This window comes from Brumicola blandensis, assembly GCF_031846165.1.
GTDB classification, from domain to species: Bacteria; Pseudomonadota; Gammaproteobacteria; order Enterobacterales; family Alteromonadaceae; genus Glaciecola; species Glaciecola blandensis.
In genome coordinates this window covers 486,869-505,268 of the sequence record NZ_JAVRIE010000002.1, presented here as the reverse complement: position 1 = coordinate 505,268, position 18,400 = coordinate 486,869, and the positions used below count along the sequence as shown (strand labels likewise).

Below are 18,400 nucleotides of genomic sequence, written 5' to 3'. Positions count from 1 at the left end.
TTATGATAGTCGTATTTACAACTAGTATAAACCCTCAAATCACATGTTTCTGCAAGCATTGAGACGAGAACTCTCATATCCAAGGACGTCAATCCAGCTTTGTCTTTTAGGCATCGTTGCAGGGGTATGCGCTGCGAGTCTCATCATTGTTTTTCGGCTGAGTTTTGAATACATCCAACTTTTACTGCTTGGCGGTGTTGCCGAATATGACAACATTGATCCACTTTACTTAGCGTTCCTGCCAGCGGCCGCAATTTTATGTGTACTTGTGATAGCCAAACTAACTGGTTTTAAGCATTACAGAATGGGTATTCCATTCGTTATACATCGTATCAAAACCCGCTATGGTCATATGCCAATCAGAACTACGATTAACCAGTTTTTCGGCGGGGTTTTCTCACTAGCCGGTGGATTTGTCGTCGGGAAAGAAGGACCGACAGTACACCTTGCTGCAGCCGGTAGTCACTTTCTCGGTCAATACTTTAGATTACCTTTCAATAGTTTACGTATTTTGACTGGTTGTGGGATTGCAGCAGGAATCGCTGCGGCATTCAACACACCTTTCGCGGCCGTTATTTTCGTCATGGAAGTCGTACTTCGTCAGTATCGTGTTCATATATTTGTGCCAGTGATGCTGTCAGCCGCGTGCGGTTCCATTTTAACTCGTCTCGTTTTTGGTAATGAAAATGAACTCACCTTTTTGAGCTTTCAAAACCTAGAACCGATCTTACTCCTCTATTTAGTGTTTTTCGGGTTTTGTTCCGGCTTGTTGGCCGCGCTGTTTAACAAGCAATTGATGCTAGTAATGACGACCTTTCGTAGAGTGAATATGGTCATGCGGCTGCTTCTCGCTGCGACAATTACCGGTGCTGTTGCTTACTTCATGCCGCAAGCCTTGGGGGCTGAATTTATTGCCATCGAAAAACTCTTTTTATCGGAACCTAGTCTCACTTTTCTACTCAGTTTGTTTGTACTGAAGTTTATTTTGGCAACAACAGCAATTGGCCTAGGTGTGCCAGGCGGGATCATTGGCGCCGTTATGATAATTGGCATGCTCGCTGGTGTTATTTTACTGCAACCGCTGCTGCTATTAGGTACTGAATCTACTGTTACGCCCACTTTCGCTTTGCTTGGTCTAGCTGGTATGCTCGCCGCAGTGCTCCACGCACCAATGGCTGCATTGTCGGCCGTCATGGAACTTTCAGCAAGCTCGCAAGTTATCTTGCCTGCGATTATTGTTATTGTCGTTGCTTATGTCACAAGTAAACAGCTCTGCAATAACCGGTCTATCTTCATACAACAACTCGACTTTCAACAGTTACCTTACACCACATCTTCTATCCGTGACGTATTGCAGGAAACTGGCGTTATGGCGATTATGCAAACAGAAATGAAACACTTTGTGGATGCACCCAAGAAGGCCTTATATCAATACTTGCAGACCCACCCGCATGATATTGTTTTACAGGAAAAGGTCTTTGAGCTCGATCGACAGTATTTTATCGTCTCACTCGATGTCAGTTTACAAGAGGATACCTTGCCATTAACTATTCATGAAATGGAGGGTTTGAGTGATCAATCAACCATGGCCGAAGTGTATGAAACTTTGCATAAACAACGGCAAGGCGCAGTTTATATTTATCAAGAGCTGGATTATGATGCCCACGTGTATGAGCATGGTAAACCGAAGGTCATCGGGGTGATCACTTGGAACATGCTACATACGTACTTGTTACGTCAACAACACTAAATCGTTTAGAAAGGGCAATAGTATGACAATCTTGTGGCTGAAAGCTTTTCATGTATTTTTTATGATCGCGTGGATGGCGGGTATCTTTTACTTGCCACGTTTGTTTGTTTATCATGCCGAAAGTACGAATCAGGAAACGAAAGATCAGTTTAAAATCATGGAGCGTCGCTTATGGTTTTTTGTCACTCCTTTCGCGCTGCTAACCCTGATTCTTGGTGTCATTATTATGTATTTGTACGGTAGCGCTTGGTTGAAAGTATCGGCTTGGTTGCATGCAAAACTAGCTATCGTTGCACTTTTCTATGCTTATCACATGTACTTGTATCGACTAGTGAAGGTATTCGCCGCTGACAAAAATACGCATAGCCCTCGCTTCTACCGCTTCCTGAATGAAGTCCCCGTTCTTGCGCTTCTAGCAATCGTGATATTAGCGATCCTCAAGCCATTTTAGGCGGTTTTAGGCGGTTTTAGGGGATGATGAGCGCAAGTTATGGCTCTTTCTGTACAAAAGTCTCAAATTGGTTAGGTAGAAATGCCGCTAATTCCCCAGAAACCTCGACATAAGTATTCAAGGCGTTTGGCAGCGCCTTTGCGATGCTTGGCAACTTACTTTCGAAGTCTTCTTGTCCACGCTTTTTTGCTTGTTCGATAGCAAGTGCGATATCCGCAAAAGTAGTGAACATCCCCAAACTATGCTTCAGTTTTTTTGCTAAAGCTGGGGCATTCTCAGGACTTTTCTTATGCATGATTGACCAAGCATTCTGCCACACCTTTTCAGTATTTGAATGAGCAGTGAGCAAACCACTCAACCATTGACTCAGCGGTGAATCATTATCAATTTGCTGTGAATATTCAGCATCTTCTTCGAAAACCGCATAACTTGGCATTGTCACTTCGTTGTTCGTCATCATTGCCAAACAATACTTAAAGTAAGCAAATAACGCATCCGTGATCTCATCCGCCTGCTGCGCATCTTGCATTTGACCATGATGCTTTATCGTCCATGTTAACCAAGCATCTGGCATTGGGATTTCGGGGGCAACACCAGCGCCAAACAACACACCTTCAACGTAGTAACGAGAGTGCAACAATGCTGCGTTTTCCGGTTTTTCATAAATACTGAGTAAATTCATATCAAGAAATGGCTTGGGCTTGCTAATAAAATCAATGCAGTAGATGATAGAGTTAAACTTGCATAAAACACAACAATAACAAGAAAATAAAACAATCGTTGTAAGGGAAATGACATGAAATCAGGCATGACAGGCTTAATTATCGCTGCTGCTTTTATCGGCCCGGGGACAGTGACTACCGCATCGATAGCGGGTGCAAACATGGGTTACGGCCTTGTATGGGCATTATTATTTTCTATTTTCGCTACCTGCGTTTTGCAAGAAATGGCTTCACGTTTAGGCTTAGTAACCGGTCAGGGTTTGTCCGAAGCCATAGTGCAAACGATGGATAATCCGGCTTTGCGCTGGTTTAGCATTGTTTTGGTTGTATGTGCTATCGGTGTTGGCAATGCGGCTTATGAGGGTGGAAACTTAACCGGCGCTGCATTGGGTTTATCCAATGTCATGCCTGGCAGTCTGACACTTTGGTCCTTAATACTGGGCTCGCTCGCATTAATCACATTGATAAGCAATCGCTATGCTCTGGTAGAGAAGTTACTCATCGCTTTAGTCGCATTAATGAGTGTTGTTTTTATCGCGATTATGTTCATTGCGGGAATAGATTTTGCTGCTTTGAAGGAGGGTTTACAACACTTAGGCTTTTCAAATGTCACACTCATGCTTGCCATTATTGGTACCACAATCGTGCCATACAACTTATTCTTACATGCAGGCTTAAGTGCCAAACAAAAAAGTGATGATGCTATAAGCGATGAGACCCTTTCCACGCACCTTCCCTCTCATCGAAAACAGTTGTTTACCTCCATCGGCGTTGGTGGTTTAGTGACTTTTGCAATCATGTCGAGTGCGGTGAGCGCCTTTTACATCACTTCCATTACCTTATCTGGAAATAATATTGCATCGCAATTGCAGCCTGTATTAGGCGATTATGCAAACTTGTTCTTTGCTATTGGCTTATTCTCAGCAGGTTTAACTAGCGCGATTACTGCTCCTTTAGCTGCAGCTTATGCTATTTGTGGTTTATTCGGATGGCAACAATCCCTCGCCGGCAATGCTTACAAAAGCATTTGTATTATTATTTTATTGATAGGCGTTGTAGTTGCAAGCTTAGGCTTAAAACCCTTGGCAATCATCGTTGTGGCTCAAGCCTCCAACGCTTTGTTACTCCCTGTGTCGGTTGGTTTTTTGTTGTATGTGATGAACAATAAAAAGGTCATGCATAACTATACCAATAGCATCTTAAGCAATGTACTTGCAGGCGGTATTTTATTGTTGATTATGATACTAGGTGGGACCAAACTCGCCGCGCTTATTTAAGCCAAGAGCTTGGATTAAGGGCTTTACCTTTTAAACGGATTTCAAAATACAAACCTGGCGTTGATTGGCCCCCGCTGCTACCGACAAGACCAATCGATTCACCTTCGAGTACCGTGTCCCCGGCTTGTTTTAATAGTGCTTGGTTACGGCCATATACAGTCATGTATCCATAGCCATGATCGACAATCGTGACTAAGCCAAAACCTTTTAACCAGTCGGCATATAAGACTTTGCCGTCTTGCACCGCTCTTACCGGCGAGCCTTCTGCACTGTTAATGACAATGCCTTTCCAGCGGACTTGTCCTTGTCGCCGCTTACCGAACAACTTCATTACTTTCCCAGCAGCCGGTTTCAATAACTTACCTTTAAAATTAGCGAGGCCACTAAGCGTAATGCTTTGTTCTTGAGTTTGTGTTTGTTCCTCTCGACGCTTCAAAGCGTCAATTTCGGCTTGCTCAATTGCATTCATCAATGAGCGTTCTTCCTGCTGCAGTTGAGCTACGCGAGCAGTATCCGATTTTATTTGGCGATCAAGTGCCTGTAGCTTTTTATGTCTAGCTGATTGTTGTTCACGCAGTTGAGAGCTTTGCGAACGTTGAGTGACCAATAATCCTTCTAGCATTTGTTCTTGCTCAACAAGCTGCTTATCGAGCGCTTCAAGCTCTACCACGAGGGCCTTGAACTTACCAATTTCCTGTTGCCTTGCACTGTTTAAATATTGGTAATAGGTAATTACCCGCTCGAATCGACCGGCATCATCTTGATTGAAAAACATTTTGGCAAAATCGTAATCACCCGCCATGAATGCTGATTTCAATTGCCCCGCAAGTTGTTTTTGCTGAACTTTTATTACACTTTCCACCTGCTTTTTTTCGCTTTCCGTTTTTATTTTATCGGCGCGGGTCTTGGTAAGGGTTTGATCAGTTTGATTGAGTTGAGTTGCGGTTTGCGCTATTTCTAGCTCTGCTAGTTTTAACTCTTGTTGCAGACGCTCAGATGACTCTAGCTTTTTTTCTAGTTGCGCTTGGGTTTGCTTAATTTGTTGCTGGATAGACTCTAAGTCGCTTTGTCGCGAATGGCCGTTGAACGCCAAAAACAGTGAGAAAAAGCACACAAGCAAGCTTGAAAGCCTGCGCGGAAACGCGATTTGTGCAGTTAATCTCATATTTTGGTCAATCCATAACAAACTGTTGTTGAAAAGTTTACAGACAACAAAGTTTGTCTGCTAGTGCTCAGCCGAAACTGAGCACCCAACACAAGTGTTCTAAACCACTTATGAACTCAGTTTCATAATAGTTTCGCCGGTCATCTCTGGCGGCTGCTCCATGCCCATTAAATGTAACATAGTTGGTGCAACATCACTAAGTGTTCCGCCACTTCTAGCTTGTGCATCGCGACCGAAGTAAATGAAAGGAACGGGCTCACTGGTATGTGCTGTATGCGATACACCTGTATCAGGGTTCACCATTTGCTCGGCATTACCATGGTCGGCGGTGATTAAACATTCGCCACCCACTTCTTTCAAGGCCTCCACAACTCTTCCAATACAATGATCTACGGCTTCACACGCTTTTATAGCCGCTTCCAGCTTTCCTGTGTGCCCCACCATATCTCCGTTAGGGTAGTTACAGATAATGGCGTCGAACTTACCCGATTTAATTGCAGCAACTAATTCATCCGTGAGTTTTTCAGAGTTCATTTCTGGTTGTAAATCATAGGTAGCAACATCAGGTGACGGAATGAGAATGCGTTGTTCACCTTCATATTCGTCTTCCTTACCACCAGAATAGAAAAACGTCACGTGGGCAAACTTCTCGGTTTCAGAAATCCGAAGCTGTGTTTTTTGATTCTTTGCTAGCCACTCCCCCATCACATTGACTAATGTTTCAGGTGGGTAAGCACAAGGCACATCTAAATTGGATTCGTATTCAGTTAACATCATAAATGACGTTTGCGGTACCTTGCTGCGTTCGAAACCACTAAAATCTTTATCAACCATAGCATGCGACATGGCACGAGCACGGTCTGCTCTAAAGTTCATGAATAATATCGCATCACCATCTTCAACACCGGGGTAGTCGCCTATTTTGGACGCTTTCACAAACTCGTCATTTTCATCACGAGCGTAGGCAGCTTCGAGTGCTTCAACGCCACTTTCATAGTGCTTGTCTGCTTTGGCAGAAACAATCACGTCGTAGGCTTGTTGTACGCGATCCCAACGACTATCTCGATCCATGGCGTAATAGCGCCCCACTAAACTAGCGACTTGGCCAACACCGATTTCTTCAAATAATGATTGCGCTGCTTCAATGGAAGGTTTCGCACTTCGTGGGGCGGTATCGCGTCCATCGGTAAAACCGTGCAAATAAATACGTTTTGCTCCCTTTTCAGCCGCGAGCTTAATTGCCGCAAATAAATGTTCCTCGTGGGAATGCACACCACCAGGAGAGAGCAAGCCCATGATGTGTACCGCTTTATCTGCAGAAACGGCAGCGTTAATAGCTTCAACGATCACTTCGTTCTCAGCGAAACTACCATCCGATATAGCTTTGGTTATTTTGGTAAAATCTTGATACACCACTCGGCCTGCACCAAGATTCACATGTCCTACTTCAGAATTACCCATTTGACCATCTGGTAAGCCAACATCAAGGCCTGACCCAGAGATCAGTGTGCTGGGCTTGGTGGCGAAAAGATCGTCTAGTACCGGCGTATTTGCCAATGCGATGGCATTGTTTGTGGTTTCTTCTCTGTAACCCCAACCATCGAGTATGATAAGCGCTAACGGTTTTTTACCTTCTTGCATGATGACCCTTTTAGTAACACGAAATGAATGAATACGACTTACTAGAAAAATACCAGTAAATGCTTACCCAATAAACAATTTATCGTTATTTTTCGCGACAAAGCCGGGATTCTTTTTTCATATCATAGAATTTTGTTTGCTAAAAACCGTTCCTATAGCTGCACTTAGATGATTCATATGCAAAAGAATCGTGTAACAGACCCCAGAAATGCTGGTTTATACGGTTTTTTTCTATATACTTTGCGAGTTTGAAATAGCATTAGGATGACAACAGTTTTATGGACCAGTTAATTGAATTTGCGACCAGCTCTACGTTAATAAAGTTATTATCAGCAGCTTGGCTAGCGCTTATCGTGCTTATTATTTATTCATATGTGGGCGGTGCTTTATCTCCGATTAAGCTACTTTCTACTCACGAAGCGACGTTATTGATGAACAAAGAAGACGCTGTCGTATTGGATATAAGAGCAGCTAATGAATTCAAAGCAGGCCATATCTTAGGGTCTCGCCAACTGAAAGCTGAAGAACTCAAAGAAGGAAATTTCGCAAAGCTTGAAAAGTCTAAGGACAAGCCCATTATAGTAGTATGCGCAATGGGCGTGTCAGCGAAAAAGACAGCAGCACAAATGCTGAAAGCAGGCTTTGAAAAAGTCACCGTATTAAAAGGCGGAATGGGTGCATGGCAAGCGGCCAGCCTACCCGTCTCAAAATAAGAGAGTATTCATGCAAAAAGTAGAACTATATACAAAAGGCTATTGCCCATATTGTAAGCGAGCTAAAGCTTTATTAAGCCAGAAAGGCGTTGAGTTTAGCGACGTAGAGATAGATAAAGACCCAGAGCGTCGTCCAGAAATGATCGAACGTGCAAACGGACGAACAACGGTCCCACAAATATTTATAGGTGACACCCACGTAGGCGGGTGCGACGATTTATTTGCATTGGAATCTGCTGGCAAACTAGATAGCTTGTTAAAAGGCGCATAATTTATCTAGAATTGTGCCGCACACTTAGTACAATGCACAACAAATGAAAAAGGTTGCAGTATCCGCAACCTTTTTCTTGTTAATTCAATTTGTAAGTATTACAAAAACATTCATTAGAGTATCGATAGGAACCATTCATGGCTGAAGAAAATACAACACCTGCTGGCGCAGCAGAGCAACAAGTACCGCAATTTAACGTTCAACGCATTTACACAAGAGATATCTCTTTTGAAACGCCAAACAGCCCATCGATTTTCCAGAAAGAATGGAAGCCTGAAGTTAAATTAGACATCGACACTCGCACCAACGAACTAGAAGCCAACTTGTATGAAGTGATTTTATCGGTCACTGTTACAGCAACTATTGGCGAAGAAACCGCTTTCTTGTGTGAAGTACAACAAGCAGGTATTTTTGCTATCGGCGAAATGCCAGACCAGAACAAAGCTCACACACTGGGTTCTTTCTGCCCTAACATGTTGTTCCCGTACGCGCGTGAAGCTGTATCAAACTTAGTTAATCGTGGCACATTCCCACCGCTTAACTTAGCACCAGTTAACTTCGACGCAATTTTTGCTGCATATATGCAAAAGCGTGCTGAGCAAGACGGCCAAGCGGCCCCTCAACAACTCGATTCATAAAACACATCATGCGCGCATCACGTGAAGCATCTGTTGCAGTACTTGGGGCTGGCTCCTACGGTACTGCGCTGGCTTTTGTGTTAGCGCGCAACGCTGTACCTACCCTTCTGTGGGGGCGAAGTGAGAAACATATCGCACAAATGCAGCAATCCCGCAGCAACGAAAAATACCTGCCCTCAGCGGTATTCCCAGCTGACTTAGACTTAACAGCGGATCTATACGAAGCGGTTAGCAGCGCGTTCGATATTTTGGTCGTCGTACCTAGCCATGCATTTAGAGAAACGTTAGAGACTATCCAACCCTTTTTAAATGATCACCATCGAGTGATATGGGCAACCAAAGGCCTAGAGCCCGGCACTGGACGAATTCTTCAAGATGTCGCCCGAGAAGTGCTAGGAGATAAAATTCCGTTAGCCGTTGTTTCTGGGCCCACATTCGCCAAAGAGATGGTGGCAGGTTTACCCACCGCAATAACACTTTCTAGTGCAGATGCTGAGCTTGGTGAGTCATTTTCCCAAAAACTGCATTGCTCAAAGGGATTTCGTGTTTACAAGAACGATGATCTTATTGGTGTGCAACTCGGCGGGGCTGTTAAAAATGTGATTGCTATTGGTGCTGGCCTTGCAGATGGACTGGGATTTGGAGCAAATGCCAGAACAGCGCTAATTACCCGAGGTCTTGCCGAGATGACACGTCTGGGTTTAGCCATTGGGGCGAAACAGGAAACGTTCATGGGCATGGCTGGCTTAGGCGATTTAGTCCTAACCTGTACTGACAATCAAAGCCGAAACCGTCGCTTTGGCCTTGCTTTAGGACAGGGTTTGACTGTAGAAGATGCCATTGAAAGCATCGGCCAGGTTGTAGAAGGTTATCGGAATACCGACGAAGTTCGCTTACTGTCTGCCCAACACGATATTGAAATGCCCATCTGTGAGCAAATATATCAAGTACTCTATCAAGGTAAATCAGCAAAAGACGCTGCTGTTGCGCTATTGAGTCGTGAACAAACTCAAGAATAGTCGAGTCGCAAGGCCACATAGTGCCGAATCAAATCATTAATCAATAGATAAGCCTTCTGAGAAAACGAAATTATGTTTCATATTGCATTGTACGAACCTCAAATAGCCCCAAATACTGGCAACGCCATTCGCCTTTGTTCAAACAACGGCTGTCATTTGCATTTAATTGAGCCTTTGGGTTTTAGCATGGAGGAAAAACAGTTGCGCAGAGCATCCTTAGATTATCGCGACCTTGCTAATGTCACGATCCATAAAAATTACTCTGTATTCTTAGAGGCAATGGGCGAGAGACGAATATTTGCGTTAACGACAAAAGGCTCACGCCCTCATGACGAACCAAGCTATCAAGCAGGCGATGTATTGCTATTCGGTTCAGAAACTTCTGGGCTTCCAGACGAAATCCGCAATGGTTTTAGCCCTGACCAACGTATACGCATCCCAATGCTAGCCGATGCTAGAAGCTTGAACTTGTCTAATTCAATCGCAATCGTCAGTTATGAAGCATGGCGACAAACCGGCTTTGCGATGTAAATTAACAGCAGTGCCGGTTTATTCAAAAACAAACAAACAGTTGGCCTATTATTGAAAGATAGTGCTTATTGTTGAAAGATAAGTACGCCGATGTATACCAAGTAAGGTAACAAGGCGAGCCCAACTAAGGCGCCCACGTTTGCAAACAAGTACCACCAATTAAAAGTATCATTTGTATCTGCTGTTGCGTTCATCAGTTTTCTCCATATTCGTAGCAATCATGTATTTAAGTCACAATTACTGCATCTTTTCGTCTCTACAACCACATTTTGCAATGCTTATGCCAAAATAAGATTTAACTCTATCCCTATGTTTTAAAATGTTATTTTATTTTTAATACGATGAATTGAATCCCTTTTCGCCATATTTGGCAAAACCTAAGTCAAGTTTGTCAGCTTTGCTCGACGCTATTCAGATTGAGTTCAGTGAAGCAAGCTTATGCTACGCTCCATCAAATTCATTTTTAGATTAATCAGCCAATGAAAATCAAACTCACTACTGCCTTACTTTGCATCTCCATGATGGCTCTTTCTTCACAAAGCAGCGCAAAGGACAGAGTCACTATGTTCGTGAAAAAAGAAATCAACGATACTGATACTATTTCTGCGCTCGGCTTCTCAGGTATCCTGAGCGACCATTACAGCAATATAAAATCTGAAATTATCACATCGTTAAACGCCGCAACTGTGCTAGATAACTCGGGTTATTACCAAGACTATCTGGGCTTAGATCTTGGGGTACGATTAGGTTATTACGATGATGTTTTTCTTTATATAGAGGGAGGATTTGACGTTTTTGAAAGCGCATTTAAAGATGATGATGAGTTCGACAACCATTACAACGATCGTGATAATTTGGATGGTTACGCTGCGCTAGGCTGGGGTATTCAATCGGGTAACTTGAGAGTTGAAGGTTACGTGAAAGCAAGGCAGATTGATGCTGAATACTGGACCGCTAACAAAACCTTGTTTTACGGTATGCAGTTCACATTCGCCTTTTAGTTTTGTGGCTGAACTAACGTGCCAGATAGTCTAATAGCTTTTCTAGTGCTGGCTTGCGAAACTTATCTTTCTCAAAGAATAACTCATGCATCGCCTCTGGAATGCATACGGACTCGCAATTAGGCATGTCAGCGACTACCTGCTCAATGTCCTTATTCGCGACTACTGTGTCTGCGCCAGAGTATAATATCTTGCAAGGCGTTGTTAATTTATGAGCATGTGCTCTTATTTCTGCCATTCCCTGAAGAGAAGCATGTAGCCACTCAAAGGTCACCCCGCCGAGCTGTAGCCTTGGCATATCTGCATATAGCTCGCGGAAAATCCGATACCGAACTTCACTGCTCATTAGCCGATTCTTATAAAATGCACTAGGAGCGTAATCAGTTTGACCGAAAAAATAAGACGCTTTTTTACGAACTAAACGATTATATCTTACACCTATGTAGACCAAGGCGTGAGCGGCCCAGGGTGGCAACGGTGGCGTGATCCCAAACATTGGCGAACATAATACTGCCTTCGCAAAAAACTGAGGGCGCCTTTTTAGGAGCAAAGCGCCAATTGCACTCCCCATGGAATGGCAAACTAAAAACAGAGGTAATCCCACGACGGGTGTTGCGTCTTCGCTTGCTGCTGCGCCGCTCAACTTTGGCAGCAGAACATCGTCGATCATGCTCTCAAAATCATCAACATACATCTCAAATGAGTCAATATAACCAAAGTGTGGATTTTGACATTCTCGCGACGACTGCCCTTGTCCTCGATGGTCATGGATAAAAATACTGTAACCTTCATGATACAAGTCATAGATCAGTTCACTGTATTTCAAAGCACTTTCAACACGCCCCGAAGATATGACTAGAATACCTCTTGCTTCTGGGTGCTGAACAAAGCGATAGTGAATTTCACAACCATCCTTTAGCGTCCAAAAGCGGGCTTCGCAATTTTCATCGAACCAAGGCTTTATTGTCTGGTAATACTTCTCTGGCAACTCGGATTCTTGGGTCAAAGGCATTTCAATTGCAGTACTTATTCAACTATTGGGATTTGTATTATTACTGATAAACCACCGAAAGGCGATTCCTTCGCAGAGATTGTTCCGTGATGTGCTTCAACTGCGGCTTTCGCTATCGACAAACCCAGTCCTGCGCCCTTATTGTTCTCAGAAACTTGGTTTTCACCTCTGAAGAAGGGGTCAAATACTTGGTTAATTTGCTCTGCTTTCATACCCTGACCATCGTCACTAATGGTAATTCTCAACGATGAGGTGGTATTTTTCTCTGAAACGACTTGGATCTCGCAGTGCACAGTTTTCTCAGCGAATCGTAAACCGTTACGTATGATGTTTTCAATTGCACTTACGATCAAGTTTGCATCGAACTGGCCGCTAAGTGTTGGAATTTGGTTCACAACAAGCTCTTTACCATTCGCTTCAGCTTCGAACTTTCCATCATTAAAAACACCGCTCAATAGATGAGTTAAGGAATGTGTTGCTAAGTGAATAGTTCTTTCTGTCGCGTTCAATTTTGCAATGGTCAAGACTTGGCCAATCAGCTTATCCATTTTATCGATGTCAGTCTGAATGCGATGGAGTTGCTTGGCCTTATTTTCCTGTTCGATACTACGACTTTTTTCGTCAACTTCTTGATCTTCTAAGAGCGCTGTTGCCAATTGTAGTCGCGTAAGTGGCGTTCTAAGCTCATGGGATACGTTGGCCATCAATTGTTTTTGGTTCTCGACCACAGACTGAAGTTGAGATGCCATACTATTAAAATCATCCGCCAGTTGACCAATTTCGTCATGTCGGCTCTCTAGTCCTGCTATTCGGGATGACAGCTCGCCATCCGCTAAACGCTTGCTTGCTTTGCGCAGTGCGCTAATAGGTTTAGTCATACTCAGCACTAGGGCAAAGCAAAACAAGGTACTCAAAACAATAGCTAAGGATAAACCAGCAATTGCTGCACGAGAGCGGGACATTCCAGAGCGTTCCTCTCTTTTCAGTAATCTACCGACGAAAATTTGGTAGTTTTTATCATTATGAGTTATTGGATAAGGCCCTACGAATTGCATGTTGTTTAATTTAATCAGCACAGGGTACTCAGCATCAATAAAGCCTTTGAGTTCGGCAATGTTTCCGGCAAGCGGAGTTGGAAAATTAAATCGGACATCTTTGTCTGCACGATCAATTGCCACAATTTGAGTATTACCGCGTCGATCGCCAGCTCGGCGTAGAGACTGACTGAACCGTCCTCCCCTATCTAATAACCGTGCTAATTTCTCCACTACTAACCTGCCGGAGTCAATTTGACCCGCTTCGGCGGCACTCACTTCAACCACGTTGCTAAGCTGTTTAGTAATGAAGAACGCACTTAAGAGTATGACCAACAAGGCGAACCAAAACCATAGGAATACTCGCCCAAAAAGAGAGTTAAATGGATTCAGCTTTTCAAATTTCACTCGCTTTCCGCCTTAAATATATATCCAGCACCACGTACTGTTTTAATCACGCCTTCAATATCAAACGCATTTAGCTTCTTACGTACATTACTAACATGCATATCTAAACTACGGTCAAACGCACTCAAACGACGCCCTAGCACGTCGACGCTTAACTTATCTTTACTCACAATATGGCCTGCATGCTTCATTAAGACTACCAACAGTTGAAATTCAGTACTGGTAAAATCAACTTCTTGCTCTGATACCATCGCTCGTTGACTGGCTTCTTCGATTCGGATGCCATGCAAATCTAAGTTATGTATTTGGTTAAACGCGCTTAAATCGTCAACGCGCCGAGTCATGGCTTTCATTCGCGCAATCAGTTCTCGATGATTAAAGGGTTTCGCCAGATAATCATCCGCGCCGAGCTCCAAACCCAGAATACGGTCATAATCTTCACCTTTCGCTGTGAGCATAATCACAGGAACCGTTGAGAATGTGCGAACTAACTTCAAGACTTCAAATCCGTCCATCACAGGCATCATGACATCTAACAATGTTAGATCGAATTTTTCGTTTCTCAATCGCTCAATTGCAACAACAGGCGAGTTTTCAACTTCTACTAAGAAGTTATTTTGCTGCAAATACTCCGCAAGCACCTGCGTTAGTTCTGCATCATCATCAATTAATAAGATTTTATACATTTACGTTACCCATTAAGACTGCAACACGCTCTCATATATATGCTAACAAGCTTTATAGTAAGTGAAATACCTAAAGCAGCATGTAACCTTTACACAAGCTTTACACTAACTTGGCGTTTCTTTGCATTGACTCCGCTATCATTTACTCACTTAATCAATTTACCAACAAGTTTTAAATGACCTTAAAGAGGAAAGCATTATGAAAAAATTACTTATCAGTGCAACTATTACCGCTCTATTAGCCACTTCGGCAATGAGTTTTGCAAAGGGTCCACGTGAGGGAGGCGAGCTTTCTAAACGTATGATGGCTGAGCTCAATTTAACACCTGAGCAAAAATCTGACCTTCGCCAAATTAAGAAAGAAGCTCGTCAAGACAGCGGTATTTACCGTGCAGAGATGTCGGCATACAAAGATGAAATGCGTACGCTTATGCAGATGGAAACATGGGATGAGACAGCGGTTAGAGCCTTAATCGAAGAAAGAGTGGATGGTGGGCTTCCACTAAAGCTGATTGGCGCAAAAGCAAAGAGTCAAAGCTATAACGTAATGACAAGTGAACAAAAAACCATGCTTGCCGAAAAGCGTGCCCAGAAACTTGCCAAACGAGCGACAAAGATGGCTAAGTCAGATGGCGATAGAGGCGCTAAAAGACTTGATAAAATGGCTAAGCGTCTTGATCTTTCAGAGCAACAAAAACTCGCTATTGGTGAAATATTTGCAGAAAATCAAGCACGTCGTGCCGCTAACAAAGCCGACATGAAAGCTAAGGGTGAGACGCTTCGTAGCATTATACAAGCCCCCGTATTTGACGAAGATGCCTGGCTTGCATTCCATGCTGAAAACAAAGAAGCTCACCTCGAAAAAGCCTTGCTTAAAGCTAAATCACAGTTCGATATTTTGAGCTTATTGAATGATGAGCAGAAACAAAAGTTTGCTAAAATGATGAAGAAAGCAAAACACAAAAAAGGTGAGAAAAGAGGTGGTAAGCGCAGAGACAAGTCTCGCAATGCTGAAGCTTCATAATACAGAGAGTCATAGTTTGAGCACCGCTAGTCTACCGAATTGACTTGCGGTGCTATTTTCTTACTGCTCAACAGTGCAATAACAACCTTCTGCTTCGCTTTGAATATACGCTTTTTCAGATGGATTCTCTTGTGCAAAATATGCATCGATTTTTTCATCGACCAGTCCTGAGTTTTCAAAACAACCAAAGCCGCTCGAGTATGGTCCAAAGTAGACTAAATCTCCTTGTTGATTCGTCACAATGACAGCGGGTGTTGAAGGTATAAATTGTTGAAGGTTCGGATGTTCTCGGATGTCCAGTTGCTGGTAGCCTACATCATTGCTCTGTGCCCATAAATTTAGGCTATTACGGTGAGACTCGCTCAAGCGCTCGCAAAAACAATCCCCTTGGAAAACATGATATATTTGGCCTATGTTCGCGCGGTTTATTTCTGACAATGGTAAGAGTTCAGTAAATTCATCCTCGAACGATAAAGACATGATCGCTTCAGATAACTGCAATTTTGGGTCAAATTCAGTGAACTTATTTGTGCCCACCCAATTCACTGCAAACAAGGCCGCAGCAAACCAAATGAGCGCGATAACGATATAAACCCAACGAGCTAGAAGCATTATCTATACTTTAAAGTGTTTTAGTTGCTCACTTAACTCGCCGGCAAGTATATATAAATCATTCACCTCATCCTTCAAACTTTGAACCTGCAGCTTTTCATCACTAAACATTTGGTATAACTCTTCAGCGGACAAGCTAATTGACTCAGACGTTTGGGCCTGCTCGGTTGCAGCACCTGCTACCGTCGTAACATTGTCACTCACCTCATTAATGCCCTTAAGTACAGACGCCATATTGCCAGAGGCCTCGGTAGATGATTCAACTGCTCTTTCCACCATAAGCACACAATCGTCCATATTGGTAACAGAGTGATTTGCACTTTCAGTTAGCTGGCTGGTAATCAATTCTATCTCTTCGGCACTTTCTTTCGATTTGATAGCTAAGTTACGTACCTCATCTGCGACCACAGCGAAGCCTCTGCCATGTTCACCCGCACGGGCCGATTCTATTGCAGCATTAAGCGCCAGCAGGTTCGTCTGCTCGGCTACGGATTTAATTGACTGCATCACGTCGGAAATGTTGGTGCATTTAGCACTCAAATCGCCTATGGCTTGAGACGTTGTTTGTAGCGTTGATTTTAACTGTGCAATATTGCTACCAGACTCATCAATAGACCGACGTGTTTCGCCTGTATTTTCTCTTGCTTGTTCTGCTATTTGATTAGCACTTTGAGATAAGCTAGCAACATCACCGATGCTCGCCGTGATATTTTGCATTGCCGTCGATATCGTACTGACCTGGTTGTTCTGCTCATCAACAGAGTTCTCGAGGTCATCCGATGAACGTTTGACTTTTTCAACAACTTGGTTGAGTTTGACGCCGACGGCATTTACCTTATCAATAAGCGCTTTGAAGCCCATTATCATGCTATTAAAATCACTTAACATCGGATGCTCAACTACATTGGAGCTGTGTAAATTGAACTGACCCGAGTCGGTAGTTATGCGAAGTACCGATTTACGCAGTATGTCTGAGGCAATCGCTTCATTATGACTGCGATGTGCCATAACCCCCATGACCACGCCTTCTGCAACAGCAAACAATGCGTGGATGACGAGAATGTAAAAGAAAACGCGGTTCGCCTCGAAGATAAAGACACCACCACCTTGGCTTTGGATAATGAAAAACAAAATATGGTGAACGGCAACCGTCAATGTACTGGAAACAACCACCTTCCAATCACGGAAGAAAATCAGAAATGCAAGGACAACGAACACTTCGAAGTGCATTTCAGTCATGCCATACGCTTGCTGAATATGTAGCGCAGTCATAAGCTGTGTTGCTATTCCGATGACGTGCCTGCTCAGCGCCGAATGGGCTTGTGTGATGCTAAGAAATATAGGGAGCGCAATGATCGGAATACCAATCAGAAATGGTGTGAGCAGATCATTAGTAATAAATCCAATTAAGACAGCAATGGCAAATTGGACGACCAATATCCATCTAAATATCTTGTGTGCCTGAAGTGTCCATGTATAGTGTTTTTCTGCGTTCATAATTCGCTTTTCCAATACATAAGATTGTGCCTTGCTGTCATCAAGTTTACTCAAATTTCAAGTAAGTGGCGATGTCAGCAACAGCTCGCTTTTTTATGGGGTCTGTAACAGGTTATCGACAGAATCGCATATTAATTGAAAATTTCTACCACTTTTTCAGTATCGAGGTAACTCCGGCTTAAAATCGGGGTCATGAAATAGCGGTGAACTGATTATCATATCAGCCGTTGCTAAATTACATGCTACTGGTACATTCCATACAGAACAAAGTCTAAGCAAAGCTTTAACGTCTGGATCATGTGGCGCTGGATTCATGGGGTCCCAAAAGAACACCAGTACGTCCAGCGCCTGCTCTGCAATCAAGGCACCAATTTGTTGATCCCCACCTAAGGGCCCACTTTTAAAACACCGAACATGTAAACCCACTTCTTTTGTCAGCAATCCACCCGTTGTGCCCGTAGCAACGAGATCGAGGCTCTCAAGATGCATTTTATTCTTTTTCGCCCATGCAATTAAATCAGGCTTTTTATGGTCATGTGCTACTAATGCTATTGTTTTATTTGGCATTTTTGATCTTACCTTGTTGGTCTAATGACGAGCATGCTTATATTTTCAGCATAATATAATTGTGACGACAACGATATAAAAATTCGACCAGCTTGCAAAAGAGATTAATTATACATTTTTATTGAATATTTATTCATAATGATTTACTCTACACAAAGTTAAGTTATTCTGGCGATGAACTATGTTTCATCCTTACCAATCGAGTTTACAAAGTGACTGTGATTAATATTAAATTTTTATTAAAACCAATAAAATTAATTAACCCTCCCTCGTATTGTGATGCAATACGCGGTCGACGATATTAGTGCTAATGTAAGACGCCCTCGTCGACGTTCGTCTCTTACTTCCAATGCTATATAAATATGGGTTGGAAGTGAGGGA

20 protein-coding genes are annotated in these 18,400 nt (G+C 43.1%); 10 read left to right on the top strand and 10 right to left on the bottom strand.

Annotated elements, in window-relative coordinates; all coding sequences use genetic code 11:
• The first annotated feature begins 43 nt into the window (after positions 1-43).
• Both RM544_RS07445 and hemJ read left to right on the top strand, forming a co-directional pair.
• The gene (locus RM544_RS07445) at positions 44-1,750 is read left to right on the top strand and encodes a chloride channel protein (protein ID WP_311361133.1); all 1,707 of its coding nucleotides are present in this window, start codon (positions 44-46) and stop codon (positions 1,748-1,750) included.
• 22 nt (positions 1,751-1,772) lie between these two features.
• Positions 1,773-2,201, top strand: a complete 429-nt coding sequence (gene hemJ / locus RM544_RS07440) for a protoporphyrinogen oxidase HemJ (RefSeq protein ID WP_311361132.1) — start codon at positions 1,773-1,775, stop codon at positions 2,199-2,201.
• 37 nt (positions 2,202-2,238) lie between these two features.
• Here hemJ and RM544_RS07435 read toward each other — a convergent pair whose 3' ends face one another.
• Positions 2,239-2,883, bottom strand: a complete 645-nt coding sequence (locus RM544_RS07435; protein WP_311361131.1) for a UPF0149 family protein — start codon at positions 2,881-2,883, stop codon at positions 2,239-2,241.
• 114 nt (positions 2,884-2,997) lie between these two features.
• Here RM544_RS07435 and RM544_RS07430 point away from each other — a divergent pair, with 114 nt between their 5' ends.
• A complete protein-coding gene (locus RM544_RS07430; RefSeq protein WP_311361130.1) occupies positions 2,998-4,200 on the top strand; it encodes an Nramp family divalent metal transporter in 1,203 nt (400 codons plus the stop codon).
• On the opposite strand, the gene RM544_RS07425 is transcribed toward RM544_RS07430, so the two are convergent.
• Complete coding sequence (locus tag RM544_RS07425; RefSeq protein WP_311361129.1) at positions 4,193-5,365, bottom strand: murein hydrolase activator EnvC family protein; 1,173 nt, start codon at positions 5,363-5,365, stop codon at positions 4,193-4,195. The genes RM544_RS07430 and RM544_RS07425 overlap by 8 nt on opposite strands.
• Before the next feature lie 108 nt (positions 5,366-5,473).
• The gene (gene gpmI / locus RM544_RS07420; protein WP_311361128.1) at positions 5,474-7,006 is read right to left on the bottom strand and encodes a 2,3-bisphosphoglycerate-independent phosphoglycerate mutase; all 1,533 of its coding nucleotides are present in this window, start codon (positions 7,004-7,006) and stop codon (positions 5,474-5,476) included.
• Between the two features lie 278 nt (positions 7,007-7,284).
• Here gpmI and RM544_RS07415 point away from each other — a divergent pair, with 278 nt between their 5' ends.
• From RM544_RS07415 to RM544_RS07395, 5 genes are all read left to right on the top strand, one after another.
• Entirely contained in the window at positions 7,285-7,719 is a 435-nt protein-coding gene (locus RM544_RS07415) for a rhodanese-like domain-containing protein (RefSeq protein ID WP_311361127.1), read from the top strand.
• Between the two features lie 10 nt (positions 7,720-7,729).
• Positions 7,730-7,990, top strand: a complete 261-nt coding sequence (grxC, locus tag RM544_RS07410; protein ID WP_311361126.1) for a glutaredoxin 3 — start codon at positions 7,730-7,732, stop codon at positions 7,988-7,990.
• Positions 7,991-8,127: 137 nt separating this feature from the next.
• Positions 8,128-8,628, top strand: coding sequence for a protein-export chaperone SecB (gene secB / locus RM544_RS07405; protein ID WP_311361125.1), 501 nt, complete (start codon positions 8,128-8,130; stop codon positions 8,626-8,628).
• Positions 8,629-8,636: 8 nt separating this feature from the next.
• The gene (gene gpsA, locus RM544_RS07400) at positions 8,637-9,647 is read left to right on the top strand and encodes an NAD(P)H-dependent glycerol-3-phosphate dehydrogenase (RefSeq protein ID WP_311361124.1); all 1,011 of its coding nucleotides are present in this window, start codon (positions 8,637-8,639) and stop codon (positions 9,645-9,647) included.
• Positions 9,648-9,719: 72 nt separating this feature from the next.
• Positions 9,720-10,178 (top strand): tRNA (cytidine(34)-2'-O)-methyltransferase, encoded by a 459-nt coding sequence (locus tag RM544_RS07395; protein ID WP_311361123.1) that lies wholly within the window; start codon positions 9,720-9,722, stop codon positions 10,176-10,178.
• Positions 10,179-10,243: 65 nt separating this feature from the next.
• Here the strand turns inward: RM544_RS07395 and RM544_RS07390 are convergent, their stop codons facing one another.
• A complete protein-coding gene (locus RM544_RS07390; RefSeq protein WP_311361122.1) occupies positions 10,244-10,372 on the bottom strand; it encodes a hypothetical protein in 129 nt (42 codons plus the stop codon).
• A 285-nt stretch (positions 10,373-10,657) separates the two neighbouring features.
• On the opposite strand from RM544_RS07390, the gene RM544_RS07385 reads away from it, so the two are divergent.
• Positions 10,658-11,179, top strand: coding sequence for a hypothetical protein (locus RM544_RS07385; RefSeq protein ID WP_311361121.1), 522 nt, complete (start codon positions 10,658-10,660; stop codon positions 11,177-11,179).
• A gap of 13 nt (positions 11,180-11,192) precedes the next feature.
• On the opposite strand, the gene RM544_RS07380 is transcribed toward RM544_RS07385, so the two are convergent.
• The 3 genes from RM544_RS07380 to RM544_RS07370 are packed head-to-tail and all read right to left on the bottom strand — an operon-like array spanning position 11,193 to position 14,319.
• Positions 11,193-12,191, bottom strand: a complete 999-nt coding sequence (locus RM544_RS07380; RefSeq protein WP_311361120.1) for an alpha/beta fold hydrolase — start codon at positions 12,189-12,191, stop codon at positions 11,193-11,195.
• A 14-nt stretch (positions 12,192-12,205) separates the two neighbouring features.
• On the bottom strand, positions 12,206-13,633 hold the full coding sequence (locus RM544_RS07375) for an ATP-binding protein (protein WP_311361119.1): 1,428 nt from the start codon (positions 13,631-13,633) through the stop codon (positions 12,206-12,208).
• On the bottom strand, positions 13,630-14,319 hold the full coding sequence (locus RM544_RS07370) for a response regulator (RefSeq protein WP_311361118.1): 690 nt from the start codon (positions 14,317-14,319) through the stop codon (positions 13,630-13,632). Before RM544_RS07370 ends, RM544_RS07375 begins: the two co-directional genes overlap by 4 nt.
• Positions 14,320-14,518: 199 nt before the next feature.
• On the opposite strand from RM544_RS07370, the gene RM544_RS07365 reads away from it, so the two are divergent.
• Positions 14,519-15,343 (top strand): Spy/CpxP family protein refolding chaperone, encoded by an 825-nt coding sequence (locus RM544_RS07365; protein ID WP_311361117.1) that lies wholly within the window; start codon positions 14,519-14,521, stop codon positions 15,341-15,343.
• Between the two features lie 60 nt (positions 15,344-15,403).
• Here RM544_RS07365 and RM544_RS07360 read toward each other — a convergent pair whose 3' ends face one another.
• The 3 genes from RM544_RS07360 to RM544_RS07350 form a co-directional block, all read right to left on the bottom strand.
• Positions 15,404-15,955, bottom strand: coding sequence for a DUF6436 domain-containing protein (locus tag RM544_RS07360; RefSeq protein ID WP_311361116.1), 552 nt, complete (start codon positions 15,953-15,955; stop codon positions 15,404-15,406).
• 3 nt (positions 15,956-15,958) lie between these two features.
• Entirely contained in the window at positions 15,959-17,452 is a 1,494-nt protein-coding gene (locus RM544_RS07355; RefSeq protein ID WP_311361115.1) for a methyl-accepting chemotaxis protein, read from the bottom strand.
• 156 nt (positions 17,453-17,608) lie between these two features.
• The gene (locus tag RM544_RS07350; protein WP_311361114.1) at positions 17,609-18,019 is read right to left on the bottom strand and encodes a methylglyoxal synthase; all 411 of its coding nucleotides are present in this window, start codon (positions 18,017-18,019) and stop codon (positions 17,609-17,611) included.
• Positions 18,020-18,400: the final 381 nt, after the last annotated feature.

What these genes read in the sequence shown, in the direction of transcription:
- RM544_RS07445 (WP_311361133.1), top strand. Translation starts at nt 44, where the DNA reads ATGTTTCTGCAAGCATTGAGACGAGAACTCTCATATCCAAGGACGTCA.
- hemJ (WP_311361132.1), top strand. Translation starts at nt 1,773, where the DNA reads ATGACAATCTTGTGGCTGAAAGCTTTTCATGTATTTTTTATGATCGCG.
- RM544_RS07435 (WP_311361131.1), bottom strand. Translation starts at nt 2,883, where the DNA reads ATGAATTTACTCAGTATTTATGAAAAACCGGAAAACGCAGCATTGTTG.
- RM544_RS07430 (WP_311361130.1), top strand. Translation starts at nt 2,998, where the DNA reads ATGAAATCAGGCATGACAGGCTTAATTATCGCTGCTGCTTTTATCGGC.
- RM544_RS07425 (WP_311361129.1), bottom strand. Translation starts at nt 5,365, where the DNA reads ATGAGATTAACTGCACAAATCGCGTTTCCGCGCAGGCTTTCAAGCTTG.
- gpmI (WP_311361128.1), bottom strand. Translation starts at nt 7,006, where the DNA reads ATGCAAGAAGGTAAAAAACCGTTAGCGCTTATCATACTCGATGGTTGG.
- RM544_RS07415 (WP_311361127.1), top strand. Translation starts at nt 7,285, where the DNA reads ATGGACCAGTTAATTGAATTTGCGACCAGCTCTACGTTAATAAAGTTA.
- grxC (WP_311361126.1), top strand. Translation starts at nt 7,730, where the DNA reads ATGCAAAAAGTAGAACTATATACAAAAGGCTATTGCCCATATTGTAAG.
- secB (WP_311361125.1), top strand. Translation starts at nt 8,128, where the DNA reads ATGGCTGAAGAAAATACAACACCTGCTGGCGCAGCAGAGCAACAAGTA.
- gpsA (WP_311361124.1), top strand. Translation starts at nt 8,637, where the DNA reads ATGCGCGCATCACGTGAAGCATCTGTTGCAGTACTTGGGGCTGGCTCC.
- RM544_RS07395 (WP_311361123.1), top strand. Translation starts at nt 9,720, where the DNA reads ATGTTTCATATTGCATTGTACGAACCTCAAATAGCCCCAAATACTGGC.
- RM544_RS07390 (WP_311361122.1), bottom strand. Translation starts at nt 10,372, where the DNA reads ATGAACGCAACAGCAGATACAAATGATACTTTTAATTGGTGGTACTTG.
- RM544_RS07385 (WP_311361121.1), top strand. Translation starts at nt 10,658, where the DNA reads ATGAAAATCAAACTCACTACTGCCTTACTTTGCATCTCCATGATGGCT.
- RM544_RS07380 (WP_311361120.1), bottom strand. Translation starts at nt 12,191, where the DNA reads ATGCCTTTGACCCAAGAATCCGAGTTGCCAGAGAAGTATTACCAGACA.
- RM544_RS07370 (WP_311361118.1), bottom strand. Translation starts at nt 14,319, where the DNA reads ATGTATAAAATCTTATTAATTGATGATGATGCAGAACTAACGCAGGTG.
- RM544_RS07365 (WP_311361117.1), top strand. Translation starts at nt 14,519, where the DNA reads ATGAAAAAATTACTTATCAGTGCAACTATTACCGCTCTATTAGCCACT.
- RM544_RS07360 (WP_311361116.1), bottom strand. Translation starts at nt 15,955, where the DNA reads ATGCTTCTAGCTCGTTGGGTTTATATCGTTATCGCGCTCATTTGGTTT.
- RM544_RS07355 (WP_311361115.1), bottom strand. Translation starts at nt 17,452, where the DNA reads ATGAACGCAGAAAAACACTATACATGGACACTTCAGGCACACAAGATA.
- RM544_RS07350 (WP_311361114.1), bottom strand. Translation starts at nt 18,019, where the DNA reads ATGCCAAATAAAACAATAGCATTAGTAGCACATGACCATAAAAAGCCT.